We start from the raw sequence: 25,576 nt of genomic DNA on the forward strand, positions 1-25,576 counted from the left end.
CGTCGCCGTTTCCTACTTCCCGTCCTTGACGGGCTCCCCCTTCTCCACCCGGTCGTGGCCGGCGGCACCGTCAGCCTCATTCTTCCCGGCCTCGTCCGGCACATCCGCAGCGGGGCCCTCGGCGGGGGCCTCAGCCTCGGGCTCGCCCTCGCTCTCAGCCTCGGGCTCGCTCTCCGGCTCGTCGACCTCTTCGGCCTCGACGGCCTTCGCTTCCGGCGCCGGAGGCTCCTCCGCGGTCGCGGGGACAGGCTCGGGCTCCCCGCCGGCCGTCGGCGCCGGCTCCCCGGACTCCGCGCCGGGCTCCCCGGTCTCCGGTGCCCGGGCCCCGGTCGCCTCGTCCTGCACCGTTTCGTCCTTCGCTGCGGGCTTTGCTGCCGGTTCCTCTTCCGTAGGCTCCACGGCGGCTTCGGCGGTGGCGCCGTCCGGCGGCTCGGTCTTCGCCGCGGGTTCCTCCGTGGCGGGGACGGCGGCGGGCGGCTCGGCGGCGGTGGCCGGGGCTCCGACGTTCTCCGGGCCGGTGCGGCCGCGGGCCAGGTACAGGTAGGCGACCGCGCCGGCGAAGACGATGATGGACGTCCAGTCGTTGAGCCGCAGCCCGAGGACGTGGTGGGCGTCGTCGATGCGCAGCGCCTCGACCCAGCCGCGCCCGACGGTGTAGGCGGCGACATAGAGGGCGAACGCGCGTCCGTGGGTGAGCTTGTAGCGGCGGTCGGCCCAGATCACCAGGATCGCGACGCCGACGCACCACAGCGACTCGTACAGGAACGTCGGGTGGTAGGTGGCGACGTCGGCGTACTTGGGGTCGAGGCCGGGCCCGCCGTCCAGCATCGGCCGGTGGTTCTCATCGATCTTCAGTGCCCAGAAGGTGTCCAGCGGGCGGCCGTACAGCTCCTGGTTCCAGTAGTTGCCCCAGCGGCCGATCGCCTGCGCGAGCGCGATGCCGGGGGCCACCGCGTCCCCGAGCGCCAGCACCGAGATCCCGCGCCGCCGGCAGCCGATGATCGCACCGACCGCGCCGAGCGCGACGGCGCCCCAGATGCCGAGGCCGCCCTTCCAGATCTCCAGCGCCCGGACCGGGTCGCCGTCCTCGCCGAAGTAGCGCTGGTAGTCGGTGACCACGTGGTAGAGCCGCCCGCCGACCAGGCCGAACGGCACCGCCCACACGGCCACATCGATGATCACGCCGGGGGTGCCGCCCTTGGCGGCCCAGCGGCGCTCGCCCAGCCAGACGGCGGCGACGATGCCGAGAATGATCATGATGGCGTAGGCGCGCAGCGGCACGGGGCCGAGGTGCCAGACGCCCTGCGAGGGACTCGGTATGTAGGCGACCGGGTGCATGACCGTTGACGTTACCGTCTCCGGGGCACAGCGCGCGCCTCCTCTAGGACCGCGACGAGATCGTCATCTTCGCCGCCCCCGCGCCGGCGCCGCCCGCCGTGCCGCTGGACTGCGTGCTCCCCGGGACGGGCGCGCCGCCGCCGGCGTCCGCGACGGCCTTCCTGAGGTCGTTCGGCGAGGCCAGCGCTTCGTTGCCGACCTTCCTGCCGTTCAGCGCGAGGTACGGGGTCGCGTCGACGCCCGCCCGGCCGGCCTGGGCGCTCGCCTGGTTCACCGTCTTGATCTTCTGGTCGCCGCGGACGCAGGCGGCGAAGGACGGGTCGGCGACCCCCAGCCGCTCGCCCCATGCGACGAGGTCACGGGCGGAGAAGCCCGTGTCGCCCTCGGCGGGCTGCTCGGCGTAGAGCTTGTCGTGGTAGGTGACCCAGTGGTCGGCGGGCATGCAGGCGGCGGCGTTCGCGGCCCGCCGCGAGTTGGACATCAGCGGGTCCTGCTGGAAGAGCTGGAACGGCCGGTAGACGACCTTGACCTTGCCCTGCGCGGCGAGCTCCTTCATCGTCGCGCCGACCCGCTCCTCCATCGCCTTGCAGGCGGGGCACTGGAAGTCCTCCCAGACGTCCAGGACAGGCGAGGCGACCCCCGGCTGCGCCATGGCGACCGACCCGTCCGGCTGGCGGGCGGCGGGCGCCAGCGCGCCCTTGTAGGAGTTGCGCAGCGGCTCCTCGCCGTTGCGCGAGAGCGCGACGACGACCACCACGACCGCGGCCGCCGCGGCGGCGACGGCGCCGAGGACGACCAGCAGCGCCCGCCGGCGCCGCAGCCGGGCCGCCGCCCGCGCCCGATCGTCCGCGAGCCGCTCGCGTGCGGACGGTTCCCTGCCCTGCTCGCTCATCGATCCCCCGATCGCCACTCTGCGTGTTGGTGAGCGTCTACGAGCGTAGCGGGCGCGGGCGCGCCGGGCGGTGCAAAGCGCCACGCCGCGCCGTCCCGGAGGGGGCGGCGCGGCGTGGCGCTTCGGCGTTCGGGCGTCCCGGACGCGGCCGGTCACTTGCTGGCGGCGGCCGCGGACTCGATCGCGGCCCGCAGGCCGGCGGGGTTCATGAACTGCGACTGGTCGAGCTGCTTGCCGTTCAGGAAGACGCTCGGCGTGCCCTCGACGCCGCGGTCCTGCAGGGCGTACTTGGTCATCGCGTCGACCGTGGACTTCTTCTGCTCGTCCCGCACGCACTTCTCGAAGTTCGCGTCGGTGACGCCGACGTCCTTGCCCCACTTGACGAGGTCGTCGGGCGAGAAGCCCTTCTCGCCCTCGGGGGGCTGGAACTTGAAGAGCGCGTCGTGGTAGGAGACCCACTGGCCGGCGGGGACGCACAGCGCCGCCTCGGCCGACCGCAGCGAGTTGATCCGGACGGGGTCCTTCTGCTGTCCGAACAGGTGGAACGGCCGGTAGACGACCTTGACCTTGCCCTGCTGGGCGAGCTGCTCGACGGTCTTGCCGGTGGCCGCCTCGAACTGCTTGCAGATCGGGCACTGGAAGTCCTCGAAGATCTCCAGCTCCGGCTTGCTCACCCCGGACTGCGCCATCAGGACGGAGCCGTCGGCCTGGCGGCTGACGGGGGCGAGCGCGCCCTGGTGCACCTCGGCCCGGCCGTTCTTGTTCTTCTGGTCGATGATGAGGACGGTCGCGACCACGACCACCGCCACGGCCACCACCGACCCGAGGACGATCGCGAGCAGCCGCCGCTGCTTGTCCCGCGCCGCCTGCCGCTTGCGCTCGGCGGCCAGGCGCTCCCTCGCGGACCGCTCTCGTGCGGCCTTGCTCATTGGTTCTCCTAAGCGTGCGGACCCGCGCCGGCACCGTGCGGCGCGCTATGGCGAGACTAGTCGACCTGGCCGATTCGCCGGAATTCGTCGGCCAGAACGAGGAGGAACAACAGGACGGTGACGGCGTGGACGCCGGTGCACCACAGGCAGATCTTGTGCAGGAGCGCCAGCTCCACGGTGACCAGGTAGACCACGAACAGCACGCCCACCGCGACCGACGCGACCCGTCCCCAGCGCAGGGGCGGCCAGGTCGACCGCAGCGCCCACGGCGTCATCAGGGCGCCGAACGCCACGAAGAACGCGAGGCCGTACAGCGGCATCGGGATGCCCGCCAGGGTGGAGTACTCGCTGGTGGTGACGGCGTGGCAGTCCACCGTCCTGGACGCGGAGCACACCAGGGCGCCCTCGTCGTAGTGCGAGATCGTGAGGTACACGGAGATGCCGAGCCCGGCGAGGGTCAGCACCCACGCCGTGATCTGGAGCCACGCGGGGGGCAGCGGCTGCCCCGCGGCCCCGGCCCGGTCCTTCACCGTCATCTCTTGCGTCATCGTGATCCTTCCGGGACCGCCTTTACCGGCGACCACACCCTATTGGCTGCGGGCGGCCCCACAAGCCTTCAACTCGGGCGAGGGCGCTGCGAGTTCCCGTGACCTGCCGGGGCGTCCGCGCGGAGCCGGGTTTCGCCGGTCCCGCGCGGACGTCCGGGGCTGTCCGGAATGATCAGCGGCCGTGCCGGACGCCCGCGGCGAGCTCCTCGGTGAGCGCCCGGACCCCGGCGAGGCCGGAGGCGAGGTCGGGCGCGTCCAGCAGGCGGCGGATGAACGCCGACCCGACGATCACGCCGTCGGCGAACCCGGCGACCTCGGCGGCCTGAGCGCCGGTGCCGACGCCGAGGCCGAGGCCGACGGGCAGGGACGCGCCGGCCTTGTCCAGGATCGCGCGGGTCCGCTCGACCAGGTGCGTGGCGCCGGTGTCGAGGGCGGAGCGGGCGCCGGTGACGCCCATCAGCGAGGCCGCGTAGACGAACCCGCGGCACGCCCGGGTGATCGTCTCGATGCGCTCGTCGGTGGAGCTGAGCGCGACGAGGAACACCCGGTCGAGGCCGTGGGCGTCGGACGCCTCCAGCCACGACCCGCCCTCCTCGGGCGTGAGGTCGGGCGTGATCAGGCCCGACCCGCCGGCGGAGGCGAGGTCGCGGGCGAACCGGTCGACGCCGTAGTGGTCGACGGGGTTCCAGTACGTCATGACGAGGACGGGGACGCCGGTGGCGGCGACGGCCTCGACCGTGCGGAACACGTCCGCGACGCGGACGCCGCCGACGAGCGCCCGGTGGACGGCGTCCTGGATGGTGGGGCCGTCCATCATCGGGTCGGTGTAGGGCAGGCCGATCTCTATGACGTCGCAGCCCGCGTCCACCATCGTCCTGGCCGCCTCCACGGCGCCCTCGTAGCTGGGGAACCCGGCGGGCAGGTACCCGACGAGGGCGGCGCGCCCGTCGGCCCTGGCCTTGTCGTAGGCGGTCCGGACGCTCACGCGTTCCCTCCCTCGGGCATCAGGCCGAAGAAGGTGGCGGCCGTGTGCATGTCCTTGTCGCCGCGTCCGGACAGGCAGACGACGATCGTGGCGTCCTCGCCGAGCTCCTTGCCGACCTTGAGCGCCCCGGCGAGCGCGTGCGCGGACTCGATCGCCGGGATGATGCCCTCGGTGCGGCACAGCAGCGCGAACGCCTCCATCGCCTCGGCGTCGGTGATCTCGCGGTACTCGGCGCGGCCGGTGTCGTGCAGCCACGAGTGCTCGGGGCCGACCCCGGGGTAGTCGAGCCCGGCGGAGATCGAGTGGGTCTCGAGGGTCTGGCCGTCGTCGTCCTGCAGCAGGTAGGTCCGCATGCCGTGGATGACGCCGAGGGAGCCGCCGACGAGGGTCGCGGCGTGCCTGCCGGTGGCGACGCCGTCGCCGCCCGCCTCGAACCCGATCAGCCGGACGGACTCGTCGCCGACGAAGGCGTGGAAGGTGCCGATCGCGTTGGAGCCGCCGCCGACACAGGCGATCACGGCGTCCGGGAGGGCGCCGGTCATCTCCACGCACTGCCGCCTGGCCTCGACGCCGATGACGCGCTGGAAGTCGCGGACCATCACCGGGAACGGGTGCGGGCCCATCACCGAGCCGATGCAGTAGTGGGTGTCCTCGACACTGGCGACCCAGTCGCGGAACGCCTCGTTGCAGGCGTCCTTGAGGGTGCGGCTGCCGGTCCGCACGGGGACCACCTCGGCGCCGAGCATCCGCATCCGGGCGACGTTGAGGGCCTGCCGCTCGGTGTCGACCTCGCCCATGTAGACGGTGCAGGTCAGGCCGAGCAGGGCCGCGGCGGTGGCGGTGGCGACGCCGTGCTGGCCGGCGCCGGTCTCGGCGATCACCCGGGTCTTGCCCATCCGCCGGGTGAGCAGCGCCTGGCCGAGCACATTGTTGATCTTGTGGGAGCCGGTGTGGTTGAGGTCCTCGCGCTTGAGCAGCACCCGGGCGCCCGCGTGCTCGGAGAAGCGCGCGGCCTCCGTCAGCAGGCTGGGACGGCCCGCGTAGTTGGCGAGCAGGTCCTCCAGCTCGGCGGTGAAGGCGGGGTCGTTCTTGGCGGTCTCGAACTCGCGGGCGAGCTCGTCCAGGGCCGCCATGAGGGCCTCGGGGGCGAACCGCCCGCCGAACCGGCCGAAGTGGCCCGTGGCGTCGGGCACGGCTCCAGCACCGCGCGCGGCGGTGTCCATGGTCATGAGAAAACGCGTCCTGTCGTGGGAGAGGCGGCTGATCCGGTCACTGGGGTCCTGGACTAGCCCCGCCATCGCTCCCGGAGCGGTTCGACCTGCATGCCCGTACCCTATCCACTCGTCACGGGAGTGTCTCAGCCGCTCTGCCGCAGCGCCGGGTGGGCGCCGGCGGCGACGAGGTCGGCGACCGCGGCGCGCGGGTCCTTGCCGATCACGAGGCTCTCCCCGACCAGCACCGCGTCGGCGCCGCTGGAGGCGTAGGCGAGCAGGTCGTGCGGGCCCCGCACCCCGGACTCGGCGACCTTCACGACGTCCTTGGGGATGAGGGGCGCGACCCGGGCGAACACGCCGCGGTCGACCTGCAGCGTGCGCAGGTCGCGGGCGTTCACGCCGATGACCTTAGCGCCCGCGTCGACCGCGCGGGCCGCCTCCTCCTCGGTGTGCACCTCGACGAGCGGGAGGAGCCCGATCGACTCGGCCCGCTCGACCAGCGAGACCAGCGCGTCCTGCTCCAGGGCGGCGACGATCAGAAGCGCCATGTCGGCGCCCGCGGCCCGCGCCTCCCACAGCTGGTAGGAGGTGACGATGAAGTCCTTGCGCAGGAGGGCGACGTCGACGTTGGCGCGGACCTCGGCGAGGTCGGCCAGGCTGCCGCCGAACCGGCGCCGCTCGGTCAGCACGCTGATCACCTTGGCGCCGCCGGCCTCGTAGTCGCGGGCGAGCGCGGCGGGGTCGGCGATCGCGGCGAGGGCGCCCTTGGAGGGGCTGCTGCGCTTGACCTCGGCGATGACCGAGACGCCCTGCCCGCGCAGCGCGGCGAGCGCGTCCCGGGGGGCCGGGGCCTTCGCCGCCCGCTCCTTGAGGGCGTCGAGCGGGACCTCGCGCTGCCTGTCGGCGAGATCGGCCCGGACGCCTTCGATGATCTCGTCCAAAACGCTCAAGGTCGCAGGCCCCCTATTTCAGGTCGTTCCGTGCACCGATCGTAGCCGCCCCCTCCGACGCGTCCCGCACCCGGGAGGTCCGTCCGTGCTCCCCGCCGGCCGGGCCGCGCGTGTCAGGGTGCGAGCACGTGCGCGAACGGCAGGTTGCGCACGATCCAGTAGACGATGAGAAGGCCGACGAACGAATACGCGACGGCCGGCTTGAACAGGGCGGACCCCATGGGCAGCCCCTGGGCGGTCCTGACCGTCCATCGCGCGTAGAGGTATCCGAAGACCGGCAGCAGGACGAAGAGCAGCGGGTTGAGGCCGAAGGCGGTGCCCACGTGCCCGTGCGTCAGCGCGTAGACGAGCCGTGTCATCCCGCATCCGGGGCAGTAGTAGCCGGTCAGCGCCAGGAAGGGGCAGCCCGGGTAGTGCCCCGGCTCGTCGGGATCCGCCCGGAGCGCGATCACCAGAACCCCGCCGGCGACCCCGGCCAGCACCGCCGCGTGCGGCGCGAACGCCCGCGAGCGCGCCCGATCAGCGACGGATACGCGAGTCACACCGTCCACCCTAGGCGTCCAGGACGTAGCCGACGCCGCGCACCGTCCTGATGGGGCTGCCTTCGCCGAGTTTGCCCCGCAGCTGGGCGACGTGGACGTCGACGGTGCGGCTCCCGGCGCCGGCTCCCGGCCCCCACGCGGCGTCGAGCAGCTGCTCGCGGGTGAAGACGCGGCCGGGGTTGGCCATCAGGAACTCGAGGAGGTCGAACTCGGTGACGGTGAGGGCGACGCGGCGGTCGCCCACGACGGCCGCCCGGTCGCGGGGTTCGAGGGCGATGCGGCCGGCGCGCAGGGGGCCGGGCGCCTGGGCGGGCCCGCCGTTGCGCAGGGCTTCGGCGACCGCGGCGACGAGGACGCGGGGCCCGAAGGGCCGCTCGACGCGGTGGTCGCCGAGGGAGCACGCGATCGCCGGGTCGAGGGGGCCGGTGACGGCGACGACGGGGGCGGGCCGGACGGCGTCGGCGACGCGCCGGTACAGGTCGACGGGCAGCGCGGAGGTGGACAGGTCCAGGACGACGACGTCGGGACGCCGGCGCCGGGCGGCGGCGGGCGCCAGCGCGGGGTCGGCCTCGATCTCGACGTCGAAGCCCTCCCGGGCGAGGTAGCGGCGCTCCAGTTCGGCGATGGCGGGGTCGTGCTCGATCACGAGCACGACCCCGCCACCGTCGCCGCTCACGACCGCTCGTGCGCGGTCGGGTCCTCGCCGCGGTCGAGTGATCTCCACAGCGCGGACGGATCGTCCTCCGCCGCCTTGCGCGGGGCGCTGCGCTCATAGCGGGCCGACATTCCAGGCCAACGCGCGCCCCGCACGGCGGTAAGGATCCCGCCGACGGCAAGGACGACCCCACCGGTGACCGAAACCAGCCACCAAAGATTGACGTCCAGCACAGGATGCGCGCCGAGCCTCAACAGAGCGCTCTTGTCCCCGGCGGCCGCCAGCACACTGGACCGCTGCACAGCCGCGGTCGCCGCATAGGCGATCCCGACGCCGAACAGCGCGATGAGGACACCGACACCCGCACGAACCCGCCCGCGGGTCGCCAGCAGCGCAGCGAGTCCGGCCAGCCCGGCCCACCCGAGCGCACCGGCCGCACCCCCGAGGTCGCCACCGGTCAGCTGCTGGGTGAACGGCGTGATGGCGTCCTGCGCCCTGACCGTGGCCCAGGTGCGCCCGGCAGCAAGCAGCGCGAGCCCAGCCCCCGCGGCGCACAGCACCGCCGTCACCCCCCGTTCACGCCCAGGCGTCATGAGACGGCCCACGCAGCGACCAGAGGGGCCAGACCAGACGTTCCCACGGACATGCGCCCGAGTTTATTGCAGCACCCCCCGGGCCCCCGCCCCACCCCCTGACCGCACCCGACCAGGCAAATGATCACCGCTCCCCTGGCCCGCCAGACCCGAACCCCGGCCCGCAACAGCCACACGCCCCCTCAGCCCACGGAGCAACGACTCGACACCGAAGGGCGATTGCATCCAAGGCAGATTCGAGCGAAGCAAGAACCGCACGCGAGTGAGCCGCAAGGCGAGCCAGGCAAGGCAGCACCACTCACCCACGCAAGCCCCAGGGCCGCCAGGCCCGAAGGGCGACCCCGCCAGCGGCACGCACGCACCCACCTCAGCCGGCGAAGCAACCACGCAACAAGCCGAGAAGTGGCGTCCGCGTCCAAAGGCAGGTTCGAGCGAAGGCAAGGAACGCACGCGAGCGAGCCGCAAGGCGAGCCGACCGAGGCAGCACCACTCAACCCACGCAAGCCCCAGGGCCGCCAGGCCCGAAGGGCGACCCCGCCAGCGGCACGCACGCACCCACCTCAGCCGGCGGAGCAACCACGCAACAAGCCGAGAAGCGGCGATCGCGTCCAAAGGCAGGTTCGAGCGAAGCAAGAACCTGATCGCGAAGCGAGCCGCAAGGCGAGACGAAGCGATGCCAGCGATCGCCCGCGTTTATCGACGATGGAGGGCCGCCAGGCCCGAAGAAGGAGAAAAACGCAATTAAACAGAGCCCGCCTCCCCCTGGCGGTGGGGGGCGGGCTCTGCCACGTACGGCTGGCGGGCGTTACAGGGGGACGACCTGGTCGGCCTGCGGACCCCGGTTACCCTGCGTCACCTCGAACTGGACGCGCTGGTTCTCGTCCAGGCTGCGGTAGCCGGAACTCTGGATGGCCGAGTAGTGCACGAAGACGTCCGGCCCGCCGCCGTCCACGGCGATGAAGCCGAAGCCCTTCTCGGCGTTGAACCACTTCACGGTGCCCTGCTGGGGCATGTCTTTCTCCTTGCGGCAAAACCTGGGCCCACACCTCGCGGGCCCGTGCGGTCGCTGCGGAACGCCCTCGCCCCCCGTACGGTCCCGGAAAAGCCAAAACGCCCGCTGCCATCAGTTCGCGGGCGTCTGAACGATCGAGAACCACGACTGCAACCGACCGCCCCACCGTATCACCGGTTCCGCGTAAAGCGGAGGAGCCGCAAGACTTGCGTTTCTCCTCTCGGCGAACCATGCCGTTACCTGCCCGTTAAAGACTCCAACGGGTCTCGGTCAGGGTCTTGACAGCGTCCGTGGCGCCGGTGAGGCGCACCTTCGCGACGTCCCGGCGGCCCAGTGCCCACAGGACGAGTTCGCCTACCGGGCCGTGCACGCGCACGGCTCCGCGACCGCCGCCGGACACCCGGGCGGCGCGGCCGTCGGGCCGGACGAAGGTTACCTCGACCTGAACTTTCCTTAGGACAAAGCGGGCAATTTTTATCCTTCGCCAGAGCAGTTCCTCTAGGTCCGGCGAGATGTCGCGGGGCTCCCAGTCGGGACGGGCGCGCCGGACGTCCTCAAGGTGAACAAAGAACTCCACGGCGTTCGCGTTTCTGTCGACTCCGGGAAGGGCGTAGGGGGAGAACTTCGGCGGACCCTGCGCGAACCGTTCCACCAGCCGTTCGAACGGAACGGCGCGGGCCGTCCGCCGCCGCAGCCGTTCGGTGTAGAAGGCCAGCGGGGGCAGCAGGATCCCGGGGGCCGCGTCGGGGCGCCCCTCGCGGACGACCAGATGGGCGGCCAGGTCGCGGGCGTCCCACCCCGCGCACCCGGTGGTCGCCTCCGGCCCGGCCTCCGCCAGGGCCGCGGCGAGCAGCAGCCGTTCGCGGCGGACCGGGCCGGGGACCGCCGCGCCGGAACCGTCCTGCTTCGGGGCGGACGGCGCGGGGCCGTCGTCGGGCGTGCTCATCGGCCGATCGTAGGCCGCGGCGGGGCGGCCGGGAATAAGCGCCCCGGCCGGATGGTAGGCAATATCCAGCCCCACAAACCCCCCGGCGCGGTCGCAAGGGGGCGTTCCCGGGGCGCCGCCGTGATCGAGGAGTCGCCGTGCCACCTGCGTCCAGACGCGTCAGCCCGCCTGTCCTGAGAGAGGGCATGGGCGTCCTGTGGGTGGCGGTGAAGGCGGAGCCGCGGGTGTTCGCGCTGTCGGTGCTGGCGAGCGCCCTGTACGCGGTGATGACCGTGGGGACCGCGCAGGTGCTGGGCTGGGCGACCGGCCACGTCGTGCTGCCGGCGTTCGAGTCCGGGCACACGACCGCCGGGGCGCTGGCCGGGGCCGCCGCCCTGATCATGGCGGTGGCGCTGCTGAAGGCGCTCGGCGTCGCGGGACGCCGGTTCTACGCGGGCCTCATGCAGTACCGGCTCCAGGCGTCCTACCGCCGCGCGGTGACCAGGCAGTACCTGCGGCTCCCGCTGGCGTGGCACCACCGGCACCCGACCGGGCAGCTGCTGTCGAACGCCAACGCCGACGTCGAGGCGGTGTGGGCGCCGATCGCGCCGCTGCCGATGGCGGTCGGCGTCGTGTTCATGCTGCTGATCGCCGCGGTGTCGATCCTGGTCACCGACGTGGTCGTGGCCGGGGTCGGCTTCCTGGTGTTCCCCGCCGTCGCCCTCATCAACGTGGTGTACCAGCGGCGGCTGTCCCCGGTGGCGACCCGCGCGCAGCAGCTGCGCGCGGAGGTCAGCGAGGTCGCGCACGAGAGCTTCGAGGGCGGCCTGGTGGTCAAGACCCTCGGCCGGGAGGCGGCGGAGACCGAGCGGTTCGCCGGGCGGGCGCGGGAGCTGCGGGACGCCAACATCGCGGTCGGCCGCATCCGCGGGCTGTTCGACCCGATGCTGGAGGCGCTGCCGAACCTCGGGGTGCTGGCCGTCCTGCTGATCGGGTCGATCCGGTTGGATTCGGGCGCGATGTCGCCGGGCGACCTGGTGAACGTCGCCTACCTGTTCACGCTGCTGTCGTGGCCGATCCGGGCGCTGGGCTGGGTGCTGGGCGAGGTGCCGCGCAGCGTCGTCGGGTGGAAGCGGGTCCGCGGCGTCCTGGACGCGACGGGGTCGCTGCCGTTCGGGGACGGCTCGCTGGACGGTTCCGGCGGCGCGGCGACCGAACTCCAGGTCCGCGAGGTCAGGTTCGCCTACGAGGCGGCGGGCGGCGGCGAGGGCGCGCGGCGCCGCGTCCTGCACGACGTGTCGTTCGGGGCGGCGCCGGGCCGGACGATCGCGGTCGTCGGTCCGACGGGGTCGGGCAAGTCCACGCTCACCTCGCTGCTCGTCCGGCTGGTCGACCCGGCGGACGGGTCCGTCCTGCTGGACGGCGTCGACCTGCGGGACGTGGAGCGCGGCGGGGTCGCGGCGACGGCGGCCCTGGTCCCGCAGCAGACGTTCCTGTTCGACGACACCGTGCGCGGCAACGTGACGCTCGGCCTCGACGTCCCGGACGAGCGGGTCTGGGAGGCGCTGCGGCTCGCCCAGGCCGAGGGGTTCGTCGCGGCCCTCGCCGACGGGCTCGACACGAGGGTGGGCGAGCGCGGGGCGACGCTGTCGGGCGGCCAGCGCCAGCGGCTGGCGCTGGCGCGGGCGCTGGTGCGGCGGCCCCGGCTGCTCGTCCTGGACGACGCGACGTCCAGCGTCGACCCGCAGGTCGAGGCGCGCATCCTGCAGAGCCTGCGGGAGTCGCAGGCGGAGGAGTCCGGCGGCGCGACCGTCGTGGTCGTCGCCTACCGCAAGGCCACGATCGCGCTCGCCGACGAGGTCGTCTACATGGAGCACGGCCGCGTCATCGCGCGCGGCACCCACGCAGAGCTGCTGGACGGCTCGGAGGGCTACCGCAACCTCGTCAACGCCTACGAGCAGGCCGAGGCGGAACAGGAAGCGGTCGAGGGCGGCGAGGAGGCCATGGCATGACGACGGTGACCGACACGGCGGCCTCGAAGCGCGGGAGCGCGCCGGGACTGAGCGACACCACGGCGGAGGGCGCGATCAGCACGCTGCGGCGGGGGCTGCGGCTGAGCCCGGAGTTCCGGGCCGGCCTGGCCGGGACGCTGGCGCTCGCGCTGGTGTCGACGGCCGGGCGGGTGGTGGTGCCCGTCGCCGTCCAGCAGACGATCGACAAGGGCCTCGGCCGCCCGGACGGCCCCGACCTGGCCTTCATCCGGACGGCGGTGCTGCTGTGCGCGGCGGCCGTCCTGGTGACGGCCGTGTGCGCGTACCTGATGAACGTGCGGCTGTACAGGACGTCGGAGGGCGGCCTGGCGACGCTGCGGGTGCGGGCGTTCCGGCACGTCCACGACCTGTCGATGCTCACCCAGAGCGGCGAGCGGCGGGGCGCGCTGGTGTCGCGGGTGACCGGCGACGTCGACCAGATCAGCCAGTTCATGCAGTCGGGCGGGCTGATGTTCATCGTGTCGATCGGGCAGCTGGTCGTGGCGAGCGTGCTGATGCTCGTCTACTCGTGGCCGCTGGCGCTGCTGGTGTGGGCGGCGTTCGTGCCGCTGGCGTTCGCGCTGCGCCGCCTCCAGCGGATCCTGTCGAGGGCGTACATGCGGGTGCGGGAGCGGATGGGCGACCTGCTGGCGGCCGTCAGCGAGTCGGTCGTGGGCGCCCCGGTGATCCGCGCCTACGCCTCGGAGGAGCGCACCGGCCGCCGGGTGGACGAGACCGTGGACTCCTACCGGTCGGCGCAGACGCGGGCGCAGGCGATGGTCGCGCTCACCTTCCCGGTCAGCGAGCTGGTGGCGGCGCTCGCCACCGGCGCCGTCGTCATCGCCGGGACGCTGCTCGGCGTCGCCGGGGAGTTGTCGGCCGGGCGGCTCGTGGCGTTCCTGTTCCTGGTCACGCTGTTCGTCAGCCCGATGCAGACGGCCACCGAGGTCCTGAACGACGCGCAGAACGCGATCGCGGGCTGGCGGCGGGTGCTCGGGGTGCTGGACACCGCCCCGGACGTCGCCGACCCGGGCGAGGCGGGCCGGACGCTGCCGCGCGGCCCCATCGAGGTGCGGTTCGAGTCGGTGGGGTTCGCCTACCCGGGCGGCCCGCCCGTCCTGCACGAGGTGAGCGCCGGCATCGCGCCGCGCAGCCGCATCGCGATCGTCGGGCAGACCGGGTCGGGCAAGACGACGTTCGCCAAGCTCCTCACCCGGCTCATGGACCCGGTGTCGGGCCGCGTCCTGGTGGACGGCGTGCCGCTGGACCGCGTCCGGTTCTCCTCGCTGCGCGAGCGGATCGTCATGGTGCCGCAGGACGGGTTCCTGTTCGACGCCTCGCTCGCCGACAACATCCGGTACGGGCGCCCGGACGCCTCCGACGCGGACCTCGTCCTCGCGCTGACCGAGCTGGGCCTCGCCGACTGGCTGGACGGCCTCCCCGAGGGCCTCGCCACGCCCGTCGGCCAGCGGGGCGAGTCGCTGTCGGCGGGTGAGCGCCAGCTCGTCGCGCTGGCCCGCGCCTACGTCACCGACCCGGACCTGCTCGTCCTGGACGAGGCGACCTCCGCCGTGGACCCGGCCACCGAGGTGCGGATCCAGCGGGCGCTGGAGGGCGTGACGCGGGGCCGGACGGCGATCTCGATCGCGCACCGGCTGTCCACCGCCGAGGCGGCGGACGAGGTGATCGTCTTCGAGGCGGGGCGGATCGTGCAGCGCGGCCCGCACGCCGAGCTCGTCGCCGTGCCGGGCGTGTACGCCGATCTGCACGCCTCCTGGATCTCCCAGCGGAGCCTGTGACGGGTTCCACAGGGCTGCTCGCTGGGTAAACGCAAGCTAAAGCACTTGCCCGATATCTGGTCCAGTGCGCATTCTGCTGGGGTGAGCAACGAGGTCGTGTTGGAATCGGCGGGCACGCTGCACGGTCAACTGCAGCGTGGACTCGGGAGGGCCGCGCGCCGCGCGGCGGACAAGCCCGGCGCGGGCGAGTACGTGTACGCCTGCGTCCGGCGTGATCCGCGCTGGGATCGGCAGTGCGAGTCGCGGCGGCTGTACTACGCCCGGTTGATGGTGGATCTGGAGCTGTCGGTGGGGCCGGTGGCGGAGCATCTGTTCGATCCGTCCGACCACACCGACCCCGACGAGTGGCGGGTGGACCTGGCGCTGGGCGTGCTGGCCGACCTGGTGCGGCTGAGCCGGCGGGAGGCCGCCGTGCCGCTGCGCCGGTACGCCGAGGAGGGCGCGCAGTGGTTCGACGCGGTCGCCGAGCTCATCGACCTCGGAGACCCTTCGCTCACGGTCGGCCTGGACGCCCTGGTCGCCGCGCGGTGCGACGACGCGGACCTGGTGCTGCTGGTCCCGGGCCGGCACAACCCGGTGATCGAGGCGTGGGCGGCGCGGCAGCCGCGGGTGGCCGAGGCGCTGGCGCGGCAGCGGGAGGCGGGGCGGGCGGCGCGCCGCGCGATGGTCCCCGCTCCCGGGAAGGACGCGCAGAGCGAGGCCGAGTTGCTGGATCTGGCGCGGCGGCGCGGCGAGGGCTCCATAGCGGCGATATTCGAGCTGGGCCGCCGCCGGACGCTCGCTTTGCTGGACCTCGCCGAGGAGCTGCTGCCCCAGCGGCCGAGCAGGTTCGGCGGCGCGGTGTGCCGGGCGTTGCGGGAGTACGGGCCGGAGACGCTGCCGCGGGCGCGGATGTGGGCGGCGCAGCGCGGCGGCTGCGCGGACATGGGGCTGCGCATCCTCGCCCGCTACGGCACCCGCCAGGACATCCCCCTGCTGATGGACGAGCTGAACGCCGCCGTCGCCCGGCGCGACTGGGCCGACGCCGCGAGCCCGATCGAAGGGCTGGGACGGCTGCGCGCGGGCGAGGCCGTCCCGCTGTTGAAGACCGCTTGGACCGAATCGACCTATGCCTATCTGCGACCCCGCATCCTGACCGCGTTGACGAGAACCGCGCCGCACACCGCCGAGTCCTACACCGTCGAAGGGCTGTGGGACTGCGAGGAAGGCGTCCGGGCCGAGGCCGCCCGGACCGCGCCGCTGACCGGCGAGACGTCGCTGCGGCTGCAGCGGCTCCATCACGACGACGCCGAGGAGCCCGGCGTCCGCGCCGCCGCGGGCGCCCGCCTGATGCCCTGAGGCCCCCGGTGTCCTGACTGGTTGAACCCTTCCGGGGCGGGGCGCGTATCTCCCCCGAATCGCGCGTCCCACCCCGGAGAGGAAGAGCGATGGTCTCCCGACACCATCTCGGCTTGTTGAAGACGGTGCCGCTGTGCGCCGCCGCGCTGGCGATGCCGCTGGCGGCCGGCTGCTCCGCCGCGTCGGACGCGTCCGGCGGCGGCAAGGCCGCCGAGCCGGCGAGCCTGGCCGAGCTGGCGCAGCAGACAGACTGCTCCCTGACCGGGAAGCGCAAGGTCAAGGATCTGGAGCAGGGGAACTGCAAGACCGCGCGGGGACGCTACGTCCTGCTGAGCTTCACCTCCGACAACGGCATGCACGCCTGGCTGGAGGAGGCCAAGCCCTGGGGCGGGACGTATCTGGTCGGGGCGCGCTGGGTGGCGGTCAGCCAGCAGCAGACCCTGGAGTCGCTTCGCGGCGATCTCGGCGGCAAGATCGTCCAGGGGGACGCCCACGGCCCGGAGCACGGTACGGGGCACGGCTGAGCGGCGGTCAGGCCCGGCCGGCCGGACTCCCCTCGCTCGTGCCCTCCTCGCCCCGCACGAGCAGGACGCTCCAGCGCTCCAGGGCGGGGCCGAGGCGGGTCAGGACGCGCCGTCCCGCCAGCCCGCGGCGGACGATGCCCGGGTGCCACAGCGGGTGCCGGGGACCGTCGACGACGACGCGGACGGCCGCGACCGGCAGCGGTCCGGCGCGCTCGGCGACGAGCGCGGACTCCATGTCCGCCAGCCGCGCGCCCTGCGCCGCCAGCAGGGCGCGCTCCGCGCCCCGGACGACGCGGCCGGTGGTGACCAGCGGGCCGACCTGCGCGCTCAGGCCGTCCCGGATCATCTCCTCGGCGAGCAGGCGCGGCGCGGCGCACGGGACCGCCTTCCCGCCGGCTCCGGCGGCGCGGATCTCGTCGGCGACGAGGACGTCGCCGGGCCGCAGCCGCTCGTCGAGCGCGCCGCCGAACCCGGCGACGACGAGGGCGGCGCAAGCCGCCGGCAGCCGGTCGGCGCGCCGCGCCCGGTAGCCGACGACCACGACCGGCGTCCGGGTGAGGCCGCGCCGGATCGCGCGCGCCTCCATGCCGAGCGCGGCGCACACCACCGGGCCGAGCATCGGCGCGTCCACGGCATCGTCCCAGCCGGCCCTTCCAGCGGCGTCCGCCCCTTCGGTGAAGTTCACCCGTCCAGCGAAACACGAGGTCATCCCGAGATCCAGCGCCGTCACCGCGGGGTACCGGATTCGCGCCCCGCGGATCCGCCTCGCGGAGGGCGCGGGCCGCGGCCCCGCCCGCCTAGACTCCCCAGCATGACCTCGACCTCCTTTCCCCTTCGGCGGAAGCTGGCCGTACTCCCGTTCGTCCTGCTGCCCCTCGGCGCCGCGGCCGCGTGCGGCGGCGAGAACAGCAAGACCTCCTGCGGCGTCAACTCCTGCACGGTGACCTTCGACCGCGGCGTCGACGCGAGCGCGTCCATCCTCGGCGTGAAGGCCGAGCTGGTGAAGGTGCAGGGCGAGCTGGTCACCCTCAAGATCGGCGGGCAGACGGTGACGGTGCCGGCCGGGGACGGGCAGCAGGCCGAGGGCTTCGACGTCTCGGTGCGGTCCGTCACCAAGGACCAGGTGGTGGTGAGGATCTCCAACAACGGCTGACCGGTCTAGTATTCGCTCATGCGTTCGATGAACTGGGCGGAGCGGCGGGCCCGGCTCGCGCTCCGCCACCGGCTCTGCGCCCCGGCCAGGACCGACGACGTCCTCGACATCGCCCGGTCCCTGCTGGTGCTGCACGCCACGGATCCGGCCACCGTGTACCTGTCGGTCGCGGCCCGCAGCGTCCACGCCGTCCCGGCGGCGGTGGAGAAGGCCCTGTACGTCGACCGCACGCTGCTGCGGATGCTCGCGATGCGCCGGACGATGTTCGTCGCGCCGACCGAGCTGGTCCCGGTGCTGCAGGCGTCCACGGCGTCCGGGCTGGCGGCCAGGCAGCGCGCCACCTACGCACGGATGATCGAGCGCGGCAGCGACGTCACCGACGCTCCGGCCCTGTTCACCAGGGCCGAGGAGGCCGCCCACGAGGCGCTGCTGGCGCGCGGTGCGGCGACGGGGGCCCAGCTCAGCGCGGACGTGCCCCTGCTGCGGACGCAGGTCGATCCGGCGCCCGGCAAGTCCTACTCGCGGCCCACGAACATCACCACCTGGGTCCTGGTCACGCTCGGCTGCGAGGGGCGCATCGTGCGGGGGCGGCCGAACGGGTCGTGGACGAGCAGCCAGTACGTGTGGTCGCCGGTCGAGACGTGGCTGCCCGGCGGCATCGAGGACATCCCGGCCGCCGAGGCCCGCGCCGGACTCGTCCGCCGCTGGCTGCGCGCGTTCGGGCCAGCGCCGGCCGCGGACCTGAAGTGGTGGACGGGCTGGAGCGCCGGCGACGTCAAGAAGGCCCTCGCCGTCCTGGACGTCACCGAGGTCGACCTCGGCGGCGCCACCGGCATCGTCCTGTCCGACGACCTGGAGCCCGCGCCCGCGCCGGAGCCGTGGGCGGCGCTGCTGCCCGCGCTCGACCCGACCCCGATGGGCTGGCAGGAGCGCGGCTGGTTCCTCGGCGCCCACGGCCCGCGGCTGTTCGACCGCAACGGCAACATCGGGCCGTCGGTCTGGTGGGACGGCCGCATCGTCGGCGGATGGGCGCAGCGCAAGGACGGCGAGATCGCCGTCCGCCTCCTGGAGGACGTCGGCGCCGGCGCCGAGGCCGCCGTCGAGCGGGAGGCGGCGCGCATGGCGGAGTGGTTCGGCGACGTCCGCGCCGTCCCCCGGTTCCGCACCCCCCTGGAGCGCGAACTGACGGCGTGAGCCGGGGCCCTGCTCCTCGCGGGCCCGGCCGGGATCAGATCGTCAGAGGTAGGGGCCCGGGGCCGTCGCGGCCCGGCGCCTGGCCCCGCCGCGCCTGAGGATCGTCACGACGAAGGCGACGGCGGCGAGACCGCCGAGGCCGAGCGCGGTCAGCAGGGCGAGGCCGAGGTAGCCGTGGGCGGTGTCGTCCGGCGTCACGAGGATCGGCCCTTCGGCGCCCCGGCACGTCAGCCGGGCGTCGCCCGACACCGGCGCCCTGAACGTGGCGGTGTAGCGGTAGGACGCGTGGTCGGAGGCGCTCCAGGAGTTCTTTCGCGTGAGCTGGACGGGCCCGGACTGCTCCCCCGCCTCGACCCGGCACGCGTACGGGGACGGGCCGCCCTCGCGGACGTAGACGAAGTAGCCGTAGCCCTCCGTGAGCCGAAGGGCCACCCCGGACGCCGGGTCGCCCACGGCCACCGGGCCTTCGGCGACCTCCGAGTCGTCCCACAGCAGCGCCAGCACCGTGAGGAACCCGATGACGGCGACCAGGACCAGGACGATCGGCAGCGCGTACCATCCGGCGCTCGGACCGACGCGCCGCCGCGGCGGCGTCCAGCCCGGTCCTGGCCGGCCCGGTTCCGGCCGGCCCGGTTCCATCGGCGGTGGTCCCATCGGCGGGTTGGACCCGGGCCACATGTCTTCTCCCCCTGCGGAACGCCTGTGCAGGACGACCACGATCCCAGAGAACCGCCGCCCCCGCCAGGCGGCCCCCTGTAAGGGGCCGCTGACCGGCGCGTCGGGGCACGTCTGTAACGTCCCCCTGGACAGAGGAGGTGCATGTGGCGGCACTGCCCGGCCTGACCCCCGGCACGCTCCCGCCCGGGGCCGCCGCGCTGCGGGCCCGCGTGCGGGAGTTCCTGGCCGAGACGCCCTTCACGGCCCGCTGCGACAGCTGGCTCACCGGCGCCGACCCCGCCTTCAGCCGCCTGCTGGGCGAGCGCGGCTGGCTGGGCATGACGCTCCCCGAGCGCTACGGCGGGCACGGGCGCTCACCGCTGGAGCGGTTCGTGGTGGTCGAGGAACTGCTGGCCGCCGGCGCCCCGGTGGGCGCGCACTGGATCGCCGACCGGCAGACCGGCCCGTCCATCCTCGCCCACGGCACCGAGGAGCAGAAGAGGCGGTTCCTGCCGGCGATCGCGCGCGGCGAGTGCTTCTTCGCGATCGGGATGAGCGAGCCCGACTCCGGCTCCGACCTGGCGTCGGTCCGGACCCGCGCCGAGCGCGACGGCGGCGGGTGGCGGCTGCACGGCGCCAAGGTGTGGACGAGCGGCGCCCACCTCGCGCACGCGCTCCTCGTCCTGGCCCGGAGCGCGCCCCGCTCGCAGGACCGGCACGCGGGCCTCAGCCAGTTCATCGTGCCCCTGCCGGACGACCGTGTGACGATCAGGCCGATCCGGGGGCTGTCCGGCGAGCACCACTTCAACGAGGTCGTGCTCGACGGCGTCCTCGTGCCGGACGCGCTCGTCCTCGGCCGCGCCGGGGACGGGTGGCGGCAGGTCACCGCCGAGCTGGCCTACGAGCGCAGCGGCCCCGAACGGCTGCTCAGCACGTTCATGCTCATCCGGCTCCTGCACGGCCGCGCCGAGGGTCCCGCGGCGCGGCGGGCGCTCGGCGGGCTGACCGCGCGCCTGTGGGCACTGCGCCAGGCGTCGCTGGGCGTCGCGGGCGCCCTCGCCCGGGGCGAGACCCCCGACCTGGCCGCCGCCCTCGTCAAGGACCTCGGGACGCGGTTCGAGCGAGAGGTCATCGAGGCGGCGCGCGAGCACGCGGGCGTGGAGCCCGACCCCGGCTCCCCCGACCCGCTGGCCCGCGCGCTGGCGGAGTCGGTCGTCCAGGCGCCCGGGTTCACGCTGCGGGGCGGCACCAACGAGATCCTGCGCGGCATCGTCGCCCGCGGCCTGGGAGTGCGCTGATGGGGCTTGTGGAGGAGACCGCGAACGAGATCCTCGCCGGCGACGACCCCTGGCGGGCGCTGGAGGAGGCCGGTCTGACGCTGGCAGGCGTGCCGGAGGAGGCGGGCGGCAGCGGCGGAGACCTCGCCGACGCCGCAGCCGTCCTGCGCGCGGCCGGGTATCACGCCGCGGGCGTGCCCCTGGCCGAGACCCTGCTGGCCGGGCGGCTGCTCGCCGACGCCGGCCTGCGGGCGGCTCCCGGCGCTCTCACCGTCATGACCGGCGAGGTCGAGGCGGCCGAAGGCCGCGGCGGCCCCGTGTTGAACGGGACGTTCCGCCGGGTCCCCTGGGCGCGTTCGGCGCCGTCTCTGGTCGTCCTGGGCGACGGGTTCGTCGCCGTCGTCGATCCGGCGCGGGCGCAGATCACCGAGGGCGCGAACGTGGCGGGCGAGCCGCGCGACGACGTCGTCCTGTCCGGTGTCCCGGCGGAGGAGGCGGCGCCGTGCGCGGTGGACGCGGCCGAGCTGCGGCGGCGGGGCGCGCTGGCGCGGGCCGTCCAGCTGACGGGGGCGATGGCCCGGGCGCTGGACCTGTCCGTCCGGTACGCGGGCGAGCGGGAGCAGTTCGGGCGGCCGATCGGGCGGTTCCAGGCCGTCCAGCAGATGCTGGCGGAGCTGGCCGGGGAGGCGACGGTCGCGGACGTCGCGGTGCGCGCCGCCGTCCGCGCCCCGGGCGACCCGTTCGCGGTGGCGGCCGCCAAGGCGAACGCCTCGCGGGCCGCGGGCGCGGTCGCGGCGATCGCCCACCAGGTGCACGGCGCGCTCGGCGTCACCGAGGAGCACCCTCTGCGCCGGGTCACCCTGCGGCTGTGGTCGTGGCGGGACGAGTACGGCAGCGAGACCGCCTGGGCCGACGATCTCGGCGCCGCGCTCGCCGCCGCACCCGACCCGTGGGCGCTCGTCACCGGCACCTGAACGCTCGGCCGCCGGGACGGGTCGGTAATCTCGCTAGGAGTAGCGGACCGCGTTCGGAGACAGCATGGCGCCCTGGGACCGACTGCCCGTCCCGCCGATCAGGCTGCCCCGGCCGAAGGGCCTGCCGTGGCCGGCGGGGCTGTCCTGGCCGTCAGGGCTGCCGTGGCCGCGCGGCCTGGCCCCCTACACCGTCGAGCGCGACCTGCCGGTGACCATGCCGGACGGGGCCACCCTCCTCGCCGACCGGTACGTCCCGGCCGGAGTCGAGCGGCCCCCCACCATCCTCGTCCGGACCCCCTACGGGCGGCGCGGCCCCGCCGCCCTCGCCAACGGCCTGCTGTTCGTCCCGTTCGGTTTCCAGCTGGTCGTGCAGAGCGCCCGCGGGACCTCCGGGTCCGGCGGCGAGTTCGACCCCCTCGGCAGCGAGCGCGCCGACGGGCTCGTCACCGTCGAGTGGCTGAAGCGGCAGCCCTGGTTCCACGGCTCGTTCGCCACGTTCGGGCCGAGCTACCTCGGCTACGCGGCCTGGGCGATCGCCGCCGAGGCCGGGCCCGAACTGAAGGCGATGTCCCTGCAGATCACCGCGTCCACGTTCCGGGACGCCGCCTACGTGGGCGGGTCGTTCGCCCTGGAGTCCACGCTCACCTGGACCGACCTCACGCACCGCCAGCAGCGGCCGCTCGGCATGCTGACCGCGCCGCTGACGTCGCGGCGCCGCGTCCTGCGCGCCGCCCGCTCCGGCCGCCCGCTCGCCGAGCTGGACGTGCTGGCCGGCGGCGAGCCCATGCGCTTCTACCAGGACCTGCTCGCGGGCCACGGGGCCGCCGACGGCTACTGGGACACCCGCGACTTCAGCGCCACCGTCGGCGAGGTCGCCGCGCCCGCCACCCTGCTCGGCGGCTGGTACGACGTGTTCCTGCCCTGGATGATCAAGGACTACCTGGCGCTGCGCGCCGCCGGGCACGTCCCGTACCTGACGATCGGCCCCTGGTGGCACACCGACGCGCGGCACGGCCTGCCGGCGATCCGCGAGTCGCTCGCCTGGTTCCGCGCCCATCTGCAGGGCGACCCGTCCGGGCTGCGGCGCGACCCCGTCCGCGTCTACGTCACCGGCGCCCGCGAGTGGCGGCACTACCGCGACTGGCCCCCGCCGGGCACGCGGCGGACGCGCTGGCACCTGCACGCCGGCGGCGGCCTCGGCGAGGACGGCCCGCTCGACGCCCCGCCCAGCGCCTACCGCTTCGACCCCGCGCGCCCGACGCCCGCGCTCGGCGGCCCCACCCTGCTCGGCAGCTCCCGCCCCGTCGACAACCGCCCCCTGGAGCGGCGGCCGGACGTGCTGGTGTTCACCTCCCCGCCGCTCGGCGCGGACCTGGAGGTGATCGGCCCGGTCGGCGCCGACCTGTTCGTCCGCTCCGACCGCGAGCACACCGACTTCGTCGTCCGGCTCTGCGACGTCTCCCCGGACGGGACGTCCCGCAACGTCTGCGAGGGCGGCCTGCGCCTGCCGGCCGCCGCGGCCAGGCCCGTCGGGACCGGCGGGGTGTTCCGCCTCGCCGTCGACCTGTGGCCCACGGGCCACCGGTTCCAGCGCGGCCACCGCGTCCGGGTCCACGTCACCAGCGGCGCCCACCCCAAGGTCGCCGCCAACCCGGGCACCGGCGAGCCCCTCGCCACCACCGCGACGAGGATGGTCACCGCCCGGCAGGAGGTCCTCCACGACCCCGACCACCCCTCCGCGATCATCCTCCCCCTAGCCGAACACCCTCCCGAGGCCACGACCCCGCCTCGCGACGAGGACGCCCCGTAACGGCGCCGAGGCGAGCCGAAGCCCGGACGCGGGGCAGCACGGAGAGAACGTGGATCAGGGCTGTGACGTGTGCGTCCGGGTGGGCGAGACCACCAGGCAGGGTGTACCGGGTGTTGCCGGGACCCCGGCGGTGTATCAGGCAGAGTTCGCGGCCGTAAAGGATGTCGGATCCGTTGGACGGCCGTACGGCGGCACGCCGCGCCGCAGGTCAGGGACGTCTGCCGGGCCTGTTCGCCGGCGGCGTGGCGGAAGGGCGCGGCGAGGGAGTCCCGAGATCGCGGAATAAGCGGACGGCGGTCCGGTTATAGGGGGCGTATGCGGCGCCCGCCGCGAAGCAACGTCACCGACGCTGATCGGAAGGCAACACACCATGGATGCGAGCGATATCGGGATCGTGTTCGGCAGCCTGACCCCGCCGGAGCAGCTGACCGCCGGCGCCGCGCTGGCGGAGCGGCTCGGCTTCGGCGAGCTGTGGTTCTCCGAGGACTGCTTCTTCACCGGGGGCGTGTCCGGCATGACCCAGATGCTGGCCGCCACACGGACGGTCCCCGTCGGGCTCGGCCTGGCCAGCGTGATGACCCGGCACCCCGCGATCCTGGCCATGGAACTCGCCGGCCTGGCTCGGATGTACCCGGGACGCGGCCGGGCCGCCGTAGGGCTCGGCAACACCCACTGGCTCGGGCAGATGGGTCTGCTGCCCGACCGCCCGCTGACGGCGGTCACCCAGACCTTCGACGTCCTGCGCGAGCTTTTGAGCGGCGCGACCATCGACCGCCGGGCGGGCACGCACGAGCTCTCCGGCGTCCGGCTGGAGTTCGTGCCCGAGCAGCCGCCGGAGTTGTGGATCGGCGCGGTCAACGGGCGCGCGTTGCGTGCCGGCGCTGAGCGGGCCGACGGGATCCTGCTGTCGGTCCTGGCCGGCCCCACGTACGTGGCCTGGGCCAAGGAGCAGGCGACCGGGACCGGCCGGCCGACTCCGCCGATCACGGCCTTCGTCCTGGCATCGGTCGCCGACGACGAGCAGACGGCGCGCGACGCCGTACGAGACGCCGTCGGCTTCTTCCTCAGGGCCGAATCGCACACCGCCCTGGTCACCGAGTCCGAGCACGGCGCCCGGATCCGTGAGCGGATCGCCGACCTGGCAGACGATGAGCCGCTGGTCGTCGAGGACGCCTGGATCGACGAGTTCGCCGTCGCCGGCGACGCCCACCAGGTCAGAGACAGGCTTCAGGGACTGCTCGACGCCGGCGCCGACTCGCTCGGCCTCTGGCTGTTCCCGCCCGACCGGCTCACCGACCAGCTCCGGCGGATCGCACACGAGGTGCTCCCCGCAACGGACTGACCGAGCGCCGGCTCGACGCCTCCGGCGGTTCCAGAGCTAGCGCCTGACGCCGAGGGCGGCGCAGATGGACACAGCGAACCGTTCGGCGCTGCCAGGGGCGTGGTGGAGGTAGAGGGCGGGTTCGGTCAGTTCGAGCTCGATGAGCACCGGGGCGCCGTCCGGGCCGGGGATCATGTCGACGCGGGCGTAGAGGAGATCGTCGCCGTGCGGGACGGCGGCCAGGGCGCGGCCGGCCACCTCCAGCTCGGCCTCGGTCGCCGTCGACGCGGTGACCTGACCGCGCCCCGGGTCGTCCCGGACCCAGCCCTGGACTCCCGCGCCCGCGTCGAGGATCTGCGCCTTGCGGCCGGCGTGGCTGTACTCGCCGCCGCAGAACACCAGCGCCGTCTCGCCGACCGTGTCGACCGCCGACAGGTACGGCTGGACCATCACCGTCCGGCCCGCCTCACGGAGCGAGCGCAGGTGGGCGCGGGCCGCGCCCTCCTCGCCGGGGCCCCAGCGGGCGGTGTCGCCCGCGCCTATCGAGATGGCCGGCTTGATGACGTACTCGGGCCACTCGGAGGGGACGTCGTCCGGGTCCCACAGGGTCGGGACGACGGGGACGCCCGCGGCGGCGAGCTCGCGCAGGTAGCGCTTGTCGGTGTTCCACCGCACGACCGCGGCCGGGTTGAGGACGCGGGGCAGGCTCTCCGCCCATGCCACGAACTCGTCCCGCCGGGCGGTGTAGTCCCAGGTGGAGCGGATGACGACCAGGTCGTACCGGGACCAGTCGACATCGGCGTCCCAGGCGACGGGCTCGGCGGCGACGCCCTCGGCCGCCAGGGCGCGGATCAGGTCCTGGACGTCGTCGCTTCCGTCGGGCAGCAGCGAACAGGTCGCGAGAGCGATGCTCATG

At 74.1% G+C, this 25,576-nt stretch carries 25 protein-coding genes; 10 read left to right on the top strand and 15 right to left on the bottom strand.

Features of this window, described 5'->3' with window-relative positions; all coding sequences use genetic code 11:
* Positions 1–12: 12 nt before the first annotated feature.
* The 12 genes from lgt to CHC11_RS14650 form a co-directional block, all read right to left on the bottom strand.
* On the bottom strand, positions 13–1,338 hold the full coding sequence (gene lgt, locus CHC11_RS14595) for a prolipoprotein diacylglyceryl transferase (RefSeq protein ID WP_089312257.1): 1,326 nt from the start codon (positions 1,336–1,338) through the stop codon (positions 13–15).
* A gap of 43 nt (positions 1,339–1,381) precedes the next feature.
* On the bottom strand, positions 1,382–2,230 hold the full coding sequence (locus CHC11_RS14600; RefSeq protein ID WP_089312258.1) for a DsbA family protein: 849 nt from the start codon (positions 2,228–2,230) through the stop codon (positions 1,382–1,384).
* 152 nt (positions 2,231–2,382) lie between these two features.
* On the bottom strand, positions 2,383–3,159 hold the full coding sequence (locus CHC11_RS14605; RefSeq protein WP_089312259.1) for a DsbA family protein: 777 nt from the start codon (positions 3,157–3,159) through the stop codon (positions 2,383–2,385).
* Positions 3,160–3,215: 56 nt separating this feature from the next.
* On the bottom strand, positions 3,216–3,707 hold the full coding sequence (locus CHC11_RS14610) for a vitamin K epoxide reductase family protein (protein ID WP_089312260.1): 492 nt from the start codon (positions 3,705–3,707) through the stop codon (positions 3,216–3,218).
* 172 nt (positions 3,708–3,879) lie between these two features.
* The gene (trpA, locus tag CHC11_RS14615; protein ID WP_089312261.1) at positions 3,880–4,692 is read right to left on the bottom strand and encodes a tryptophan synthase subunit alpha; all 813 of its coding nucleotides are present in this window, start codon (positions 4,690–4,692) and stop codon (positions 3,880–3,882) included.
* Positions 4,689–5,921: a tryptophan synthase subunit beta gene (gene trpB, locus CHC11_RS14620; protein WP_089312262.1), complete on the bottom strand. Its 1,233-nt coding sequence runs from the start codon at positions 5,919–5,921 to the stop codon at positions 4,689–4,691. Before trpB ends, trpA begins: the two co-directional genes overlap by 4 nt.
* Positions 5,922–6,049: 128 nt before the next feature.
* Complete coding sequence (gene trpC / locus CHC11_RS14625) at positions 6,050–6,856, bottom strand: indole-3-glycerol phosphate synthase TrpC (RefSeq protein ID WP_089312263.1); 807 nt, start codon at positions 6,854–6,856, stop codon at positions 6,050–6,052.
* 113 nt (positions 6,857–6,969) lie between these two features.
* Entirely contained in the window at positions 6,970–7,398 is a 429-nt protein-coding gene (locus CHC11_RS14630) for a DUF2752 domain-containing protein (RefSeq protein WP_089312586.1), read from the bottom strand.
* 10 nt (positions 7,399–7,408) lie between these two features.
* Positions 7,409–8,074, bottom strand: coding sequence for a response regulator transcription factor (locus tag CHC11_RS14635; protein WP_089312264.1), 666 nt, complete (start codon positions 8,072–8,074; stop codon positions 7,409–7,411).
* Complete coding sequence (locus CHC11_RS14640) at positions 8,071–8,622, bottom strand: Trp biosynthesis-associated membrane protein (protein ID WP_245919220.1); 552 nt, start codon at positions 8,620–8,622, stop codon at positions 8,071–8,073. The genes CHC11_RS14635 and CHC11_RS14640 overlap by 4 nt, the downstream gene beginning before the upstream one ends.
* A gap of 829 nt (positions 8,623–9,451) precedes the next feature.
* A complete protein-coding gene (locus CHC11_RS14645) occupies positions 9,452–9,658 on the bottom strand; it encodes a cold-shock protein (RefSeq protein WP_030144886.1) in 207 nt (68 codons plus the stop codon).
* 247 nt (positions 9,659–9,905) lie between these two features.
* Complete coding sequence (locus tag CHC11_RS14650) at positions 9,906–10,604, bottom strand: TIGR03085 family metal-binding protein (protein ID WP_089312265.1); 699 nt, start codon at positions 10,602–10,604, stop codon at positions 9,906–9,908.
* A 185-nt stretch (positions 10,605–10,789) separates the two neighbouring features.
* Here CHC11_RS14650 and CHC11_RS14655 point away from each other — a divergent pair, with 185 nt between their 5' ends.
* The 4 genes from CHC11_RS14655 (at position 10,790) to CHC11_RS14670 (ending at position 16,274) form a co-directional block, all read left to right on the top strand.
* Positions 10,790–12,595: an ABC transporter ATP-binding protein gene (locus CHC11_RS14655; RefSeq protein WP_089312266.1), complete on the top strand. Its 1,806-nt coding sequence runs from the start codon at positions 10,790–10,792 to the stop codon at positions 12,593–12,595.
* A complete protein-coding gene (locus CHC11_RS14660; protein WP_089312267.1) occupies positions 12,592–14,412 on the top strand; it encodes an ABC transporter ATP-binding protein in 1,821 nt (606 codons plus the stop codon). Before CHC11_RS14655 ends, CHC11_RS14660 begins: the two co-directional genes overlap by 4 nt.
* An 81-nt stretch (positions 14,413–14,493) precedes the next feature.
* Positions 14,494–15,750, top strand: a complete 1,257-nt coding sequence (locus CHC11_RS14665) for a hypothetical protein (RefSeq protein WP_218826097.1) — start codon at positions 14,494–14,496, stop codon at positions 15,748–15,750.
* Positions 15,751–15,863: 113 nt separating this feature from the next.
* Positions 15,864–16,274, top strand: coding sequence for a hypothetical protein (locus CHC11_RS14670; RefSeq protein WP_245919222.1), 411 nt, complete (start codon positions 15,864–15,866; stop codon positions 16,272–16,274).
* Between the two features lie 7 nt (positions 16,275–16,281).
* Here the strand turns inward: CHC11_RS14670 and CHC11_RS14675 are convergent, their stop codons facing one another.
* The gene (locus tag CHC11_RS14675) at positions 16,282–16,959 is read right to left on the bottom strand and encodes a phosphorylase family protein (protein WP_179278854.1); all 678 of its coding nucleotides are present in this window, start codon (positions 16,957–16,959) and stop codon (positions 16,282–16,284) included.
* 126 nt (positions 16,960–17,085) lie between these two features.
* On the opposite strand from CHC11_RS14675, the gene CHC11_RS14680 reads away from it, so the two are divergent.
* On the top strand, positions 17,086–17,427 hold the full coding sequence (locus CHC11_RS14680) for a hypothetical protein (protein WP_089312270.1): 342 nt from the start codon (positions 17,086–17,088) through the stop codon (positions 17,425–17,427).
* Between the two features lie 18 nt (positions 17,428–17,445).
* Positions 17,446–18,621 carry a winged helix DNA-binding domain-containing protein gene (locus tag CHC11_RS14685; protein ID WP_089312271.1) on the top strand — a complete coding sequence of 392 codons (1,176 nt, stop codon included), beginning with the start codon at positions 17,446–17,448 and terminating at the stop codon, positions 18,619–18,621.
* A gap of 42 nt (positions 18,622–18,663) precedes the next feature.
* Here CHC11_RS14685 and CHC11_RS14690 read toward each other — a convergent pair whose 3' ends face one another.
* Complete coding sequence (locus CHC11_RS14690; RefSeq protein WP_089312272.1) at positions 18,664–19,260, bottom strand: hypothetical protein; 597 nt, start codon at positions 19,258–19,260, stop codon at positions 18,664–18,666.
* 182 nt (positions 19,261–19,442) lie between these two features.
* Here CHC11_RS14690 and CHC11_RS14695 point away from each other — a divergent pair, with 182 nt between their 5' ends.
* The 4 genes from CHC11_RS14695 to CHC11_RS14710 all read left to right on the top strand — a co-directional run bounded on the left by CHC11_RS14695 (position 19,443) and on the right by CHC11_RS14710 (position 24,681).
* A complete protein-coding gene (locus CHC11_RS14695; RefSeq protein ID WP_089312273.1) occupies positions 19,443–20,576 on the top strand; it encodes an acyl-CoA dehydrogenase family protein in 1,134 nt (377 codons plus the stop codon).
* Positions 20,576–21,529: an acyl-CoA dehydrogenase family protein gene (locus CHC11_RS14700; protein WP_089312274.1), complete on the top strand. Its 954-nt coding sequence runs from the start codon at positions 20,576–20,578 to the stop codon at positions 21,527–21,529. The genes CHC11_RS14695 and CHC11_RS14700 overlap by 1 nt, the downstream gene beginning before the upstream one ends.
* 64 nt (positions 21,530–21,593) lie before the next feature.
* Positions 21,594–23,339: a CocE/NonD family hydrolase gene (locus tag CHC11_RS14705; RefSeq protein ID WP_218826098.1), complete on the top strand. Its 1,746-nt coding sequence runs from the start codon at positions 21,594–21,596 to the stop codon at positions 23,337–23,339.
* Between the two features lie 370 nt (positions 23,340–23,709).
* Positions 23,710–24,681 carry an LLM class flavin-dependent oxidoreductase gene (locus tag CHC11_RS14710; protein WP_089312275.1) on the top strand — a complete coding sequence of 324 codons (972 nt, stop codon included), beginning with the start codon at positions 23,710–23,712 and terminating at the stop codon, positions 24,679–24,681.
* Positions 24,682–24,717: 36 nt separating this feature from the next.
* On the opposite strand, the gene CHC11_RS14715 is transcribed toward CHC11_RS14710, so the two are convergent.
* Positions 24,718–25,575 (bottom strand): ATP-grasp domain-containing protein, encoded by an 858-nt coding sequence (locus CHC11_RS14715; RefSeq protein ID WP_089312276.1) that lies wholly within the window; start codon positions 25,573–25,575, stop codon positions 24,718–24,720.
* Position 25,576: the final 1 nt, after the last annotated feature.

Origin of the sequence: Actinomadura mexicana, assembly GCF_900188105.1 — a bacterium.
GTDB classification, from domain to species: Bacteria; Actinomycetota; Actinomycetes; order Streptosporangiales; family Streptosporangiaceae; genus Spirillospora; species Spirillospora mexicana.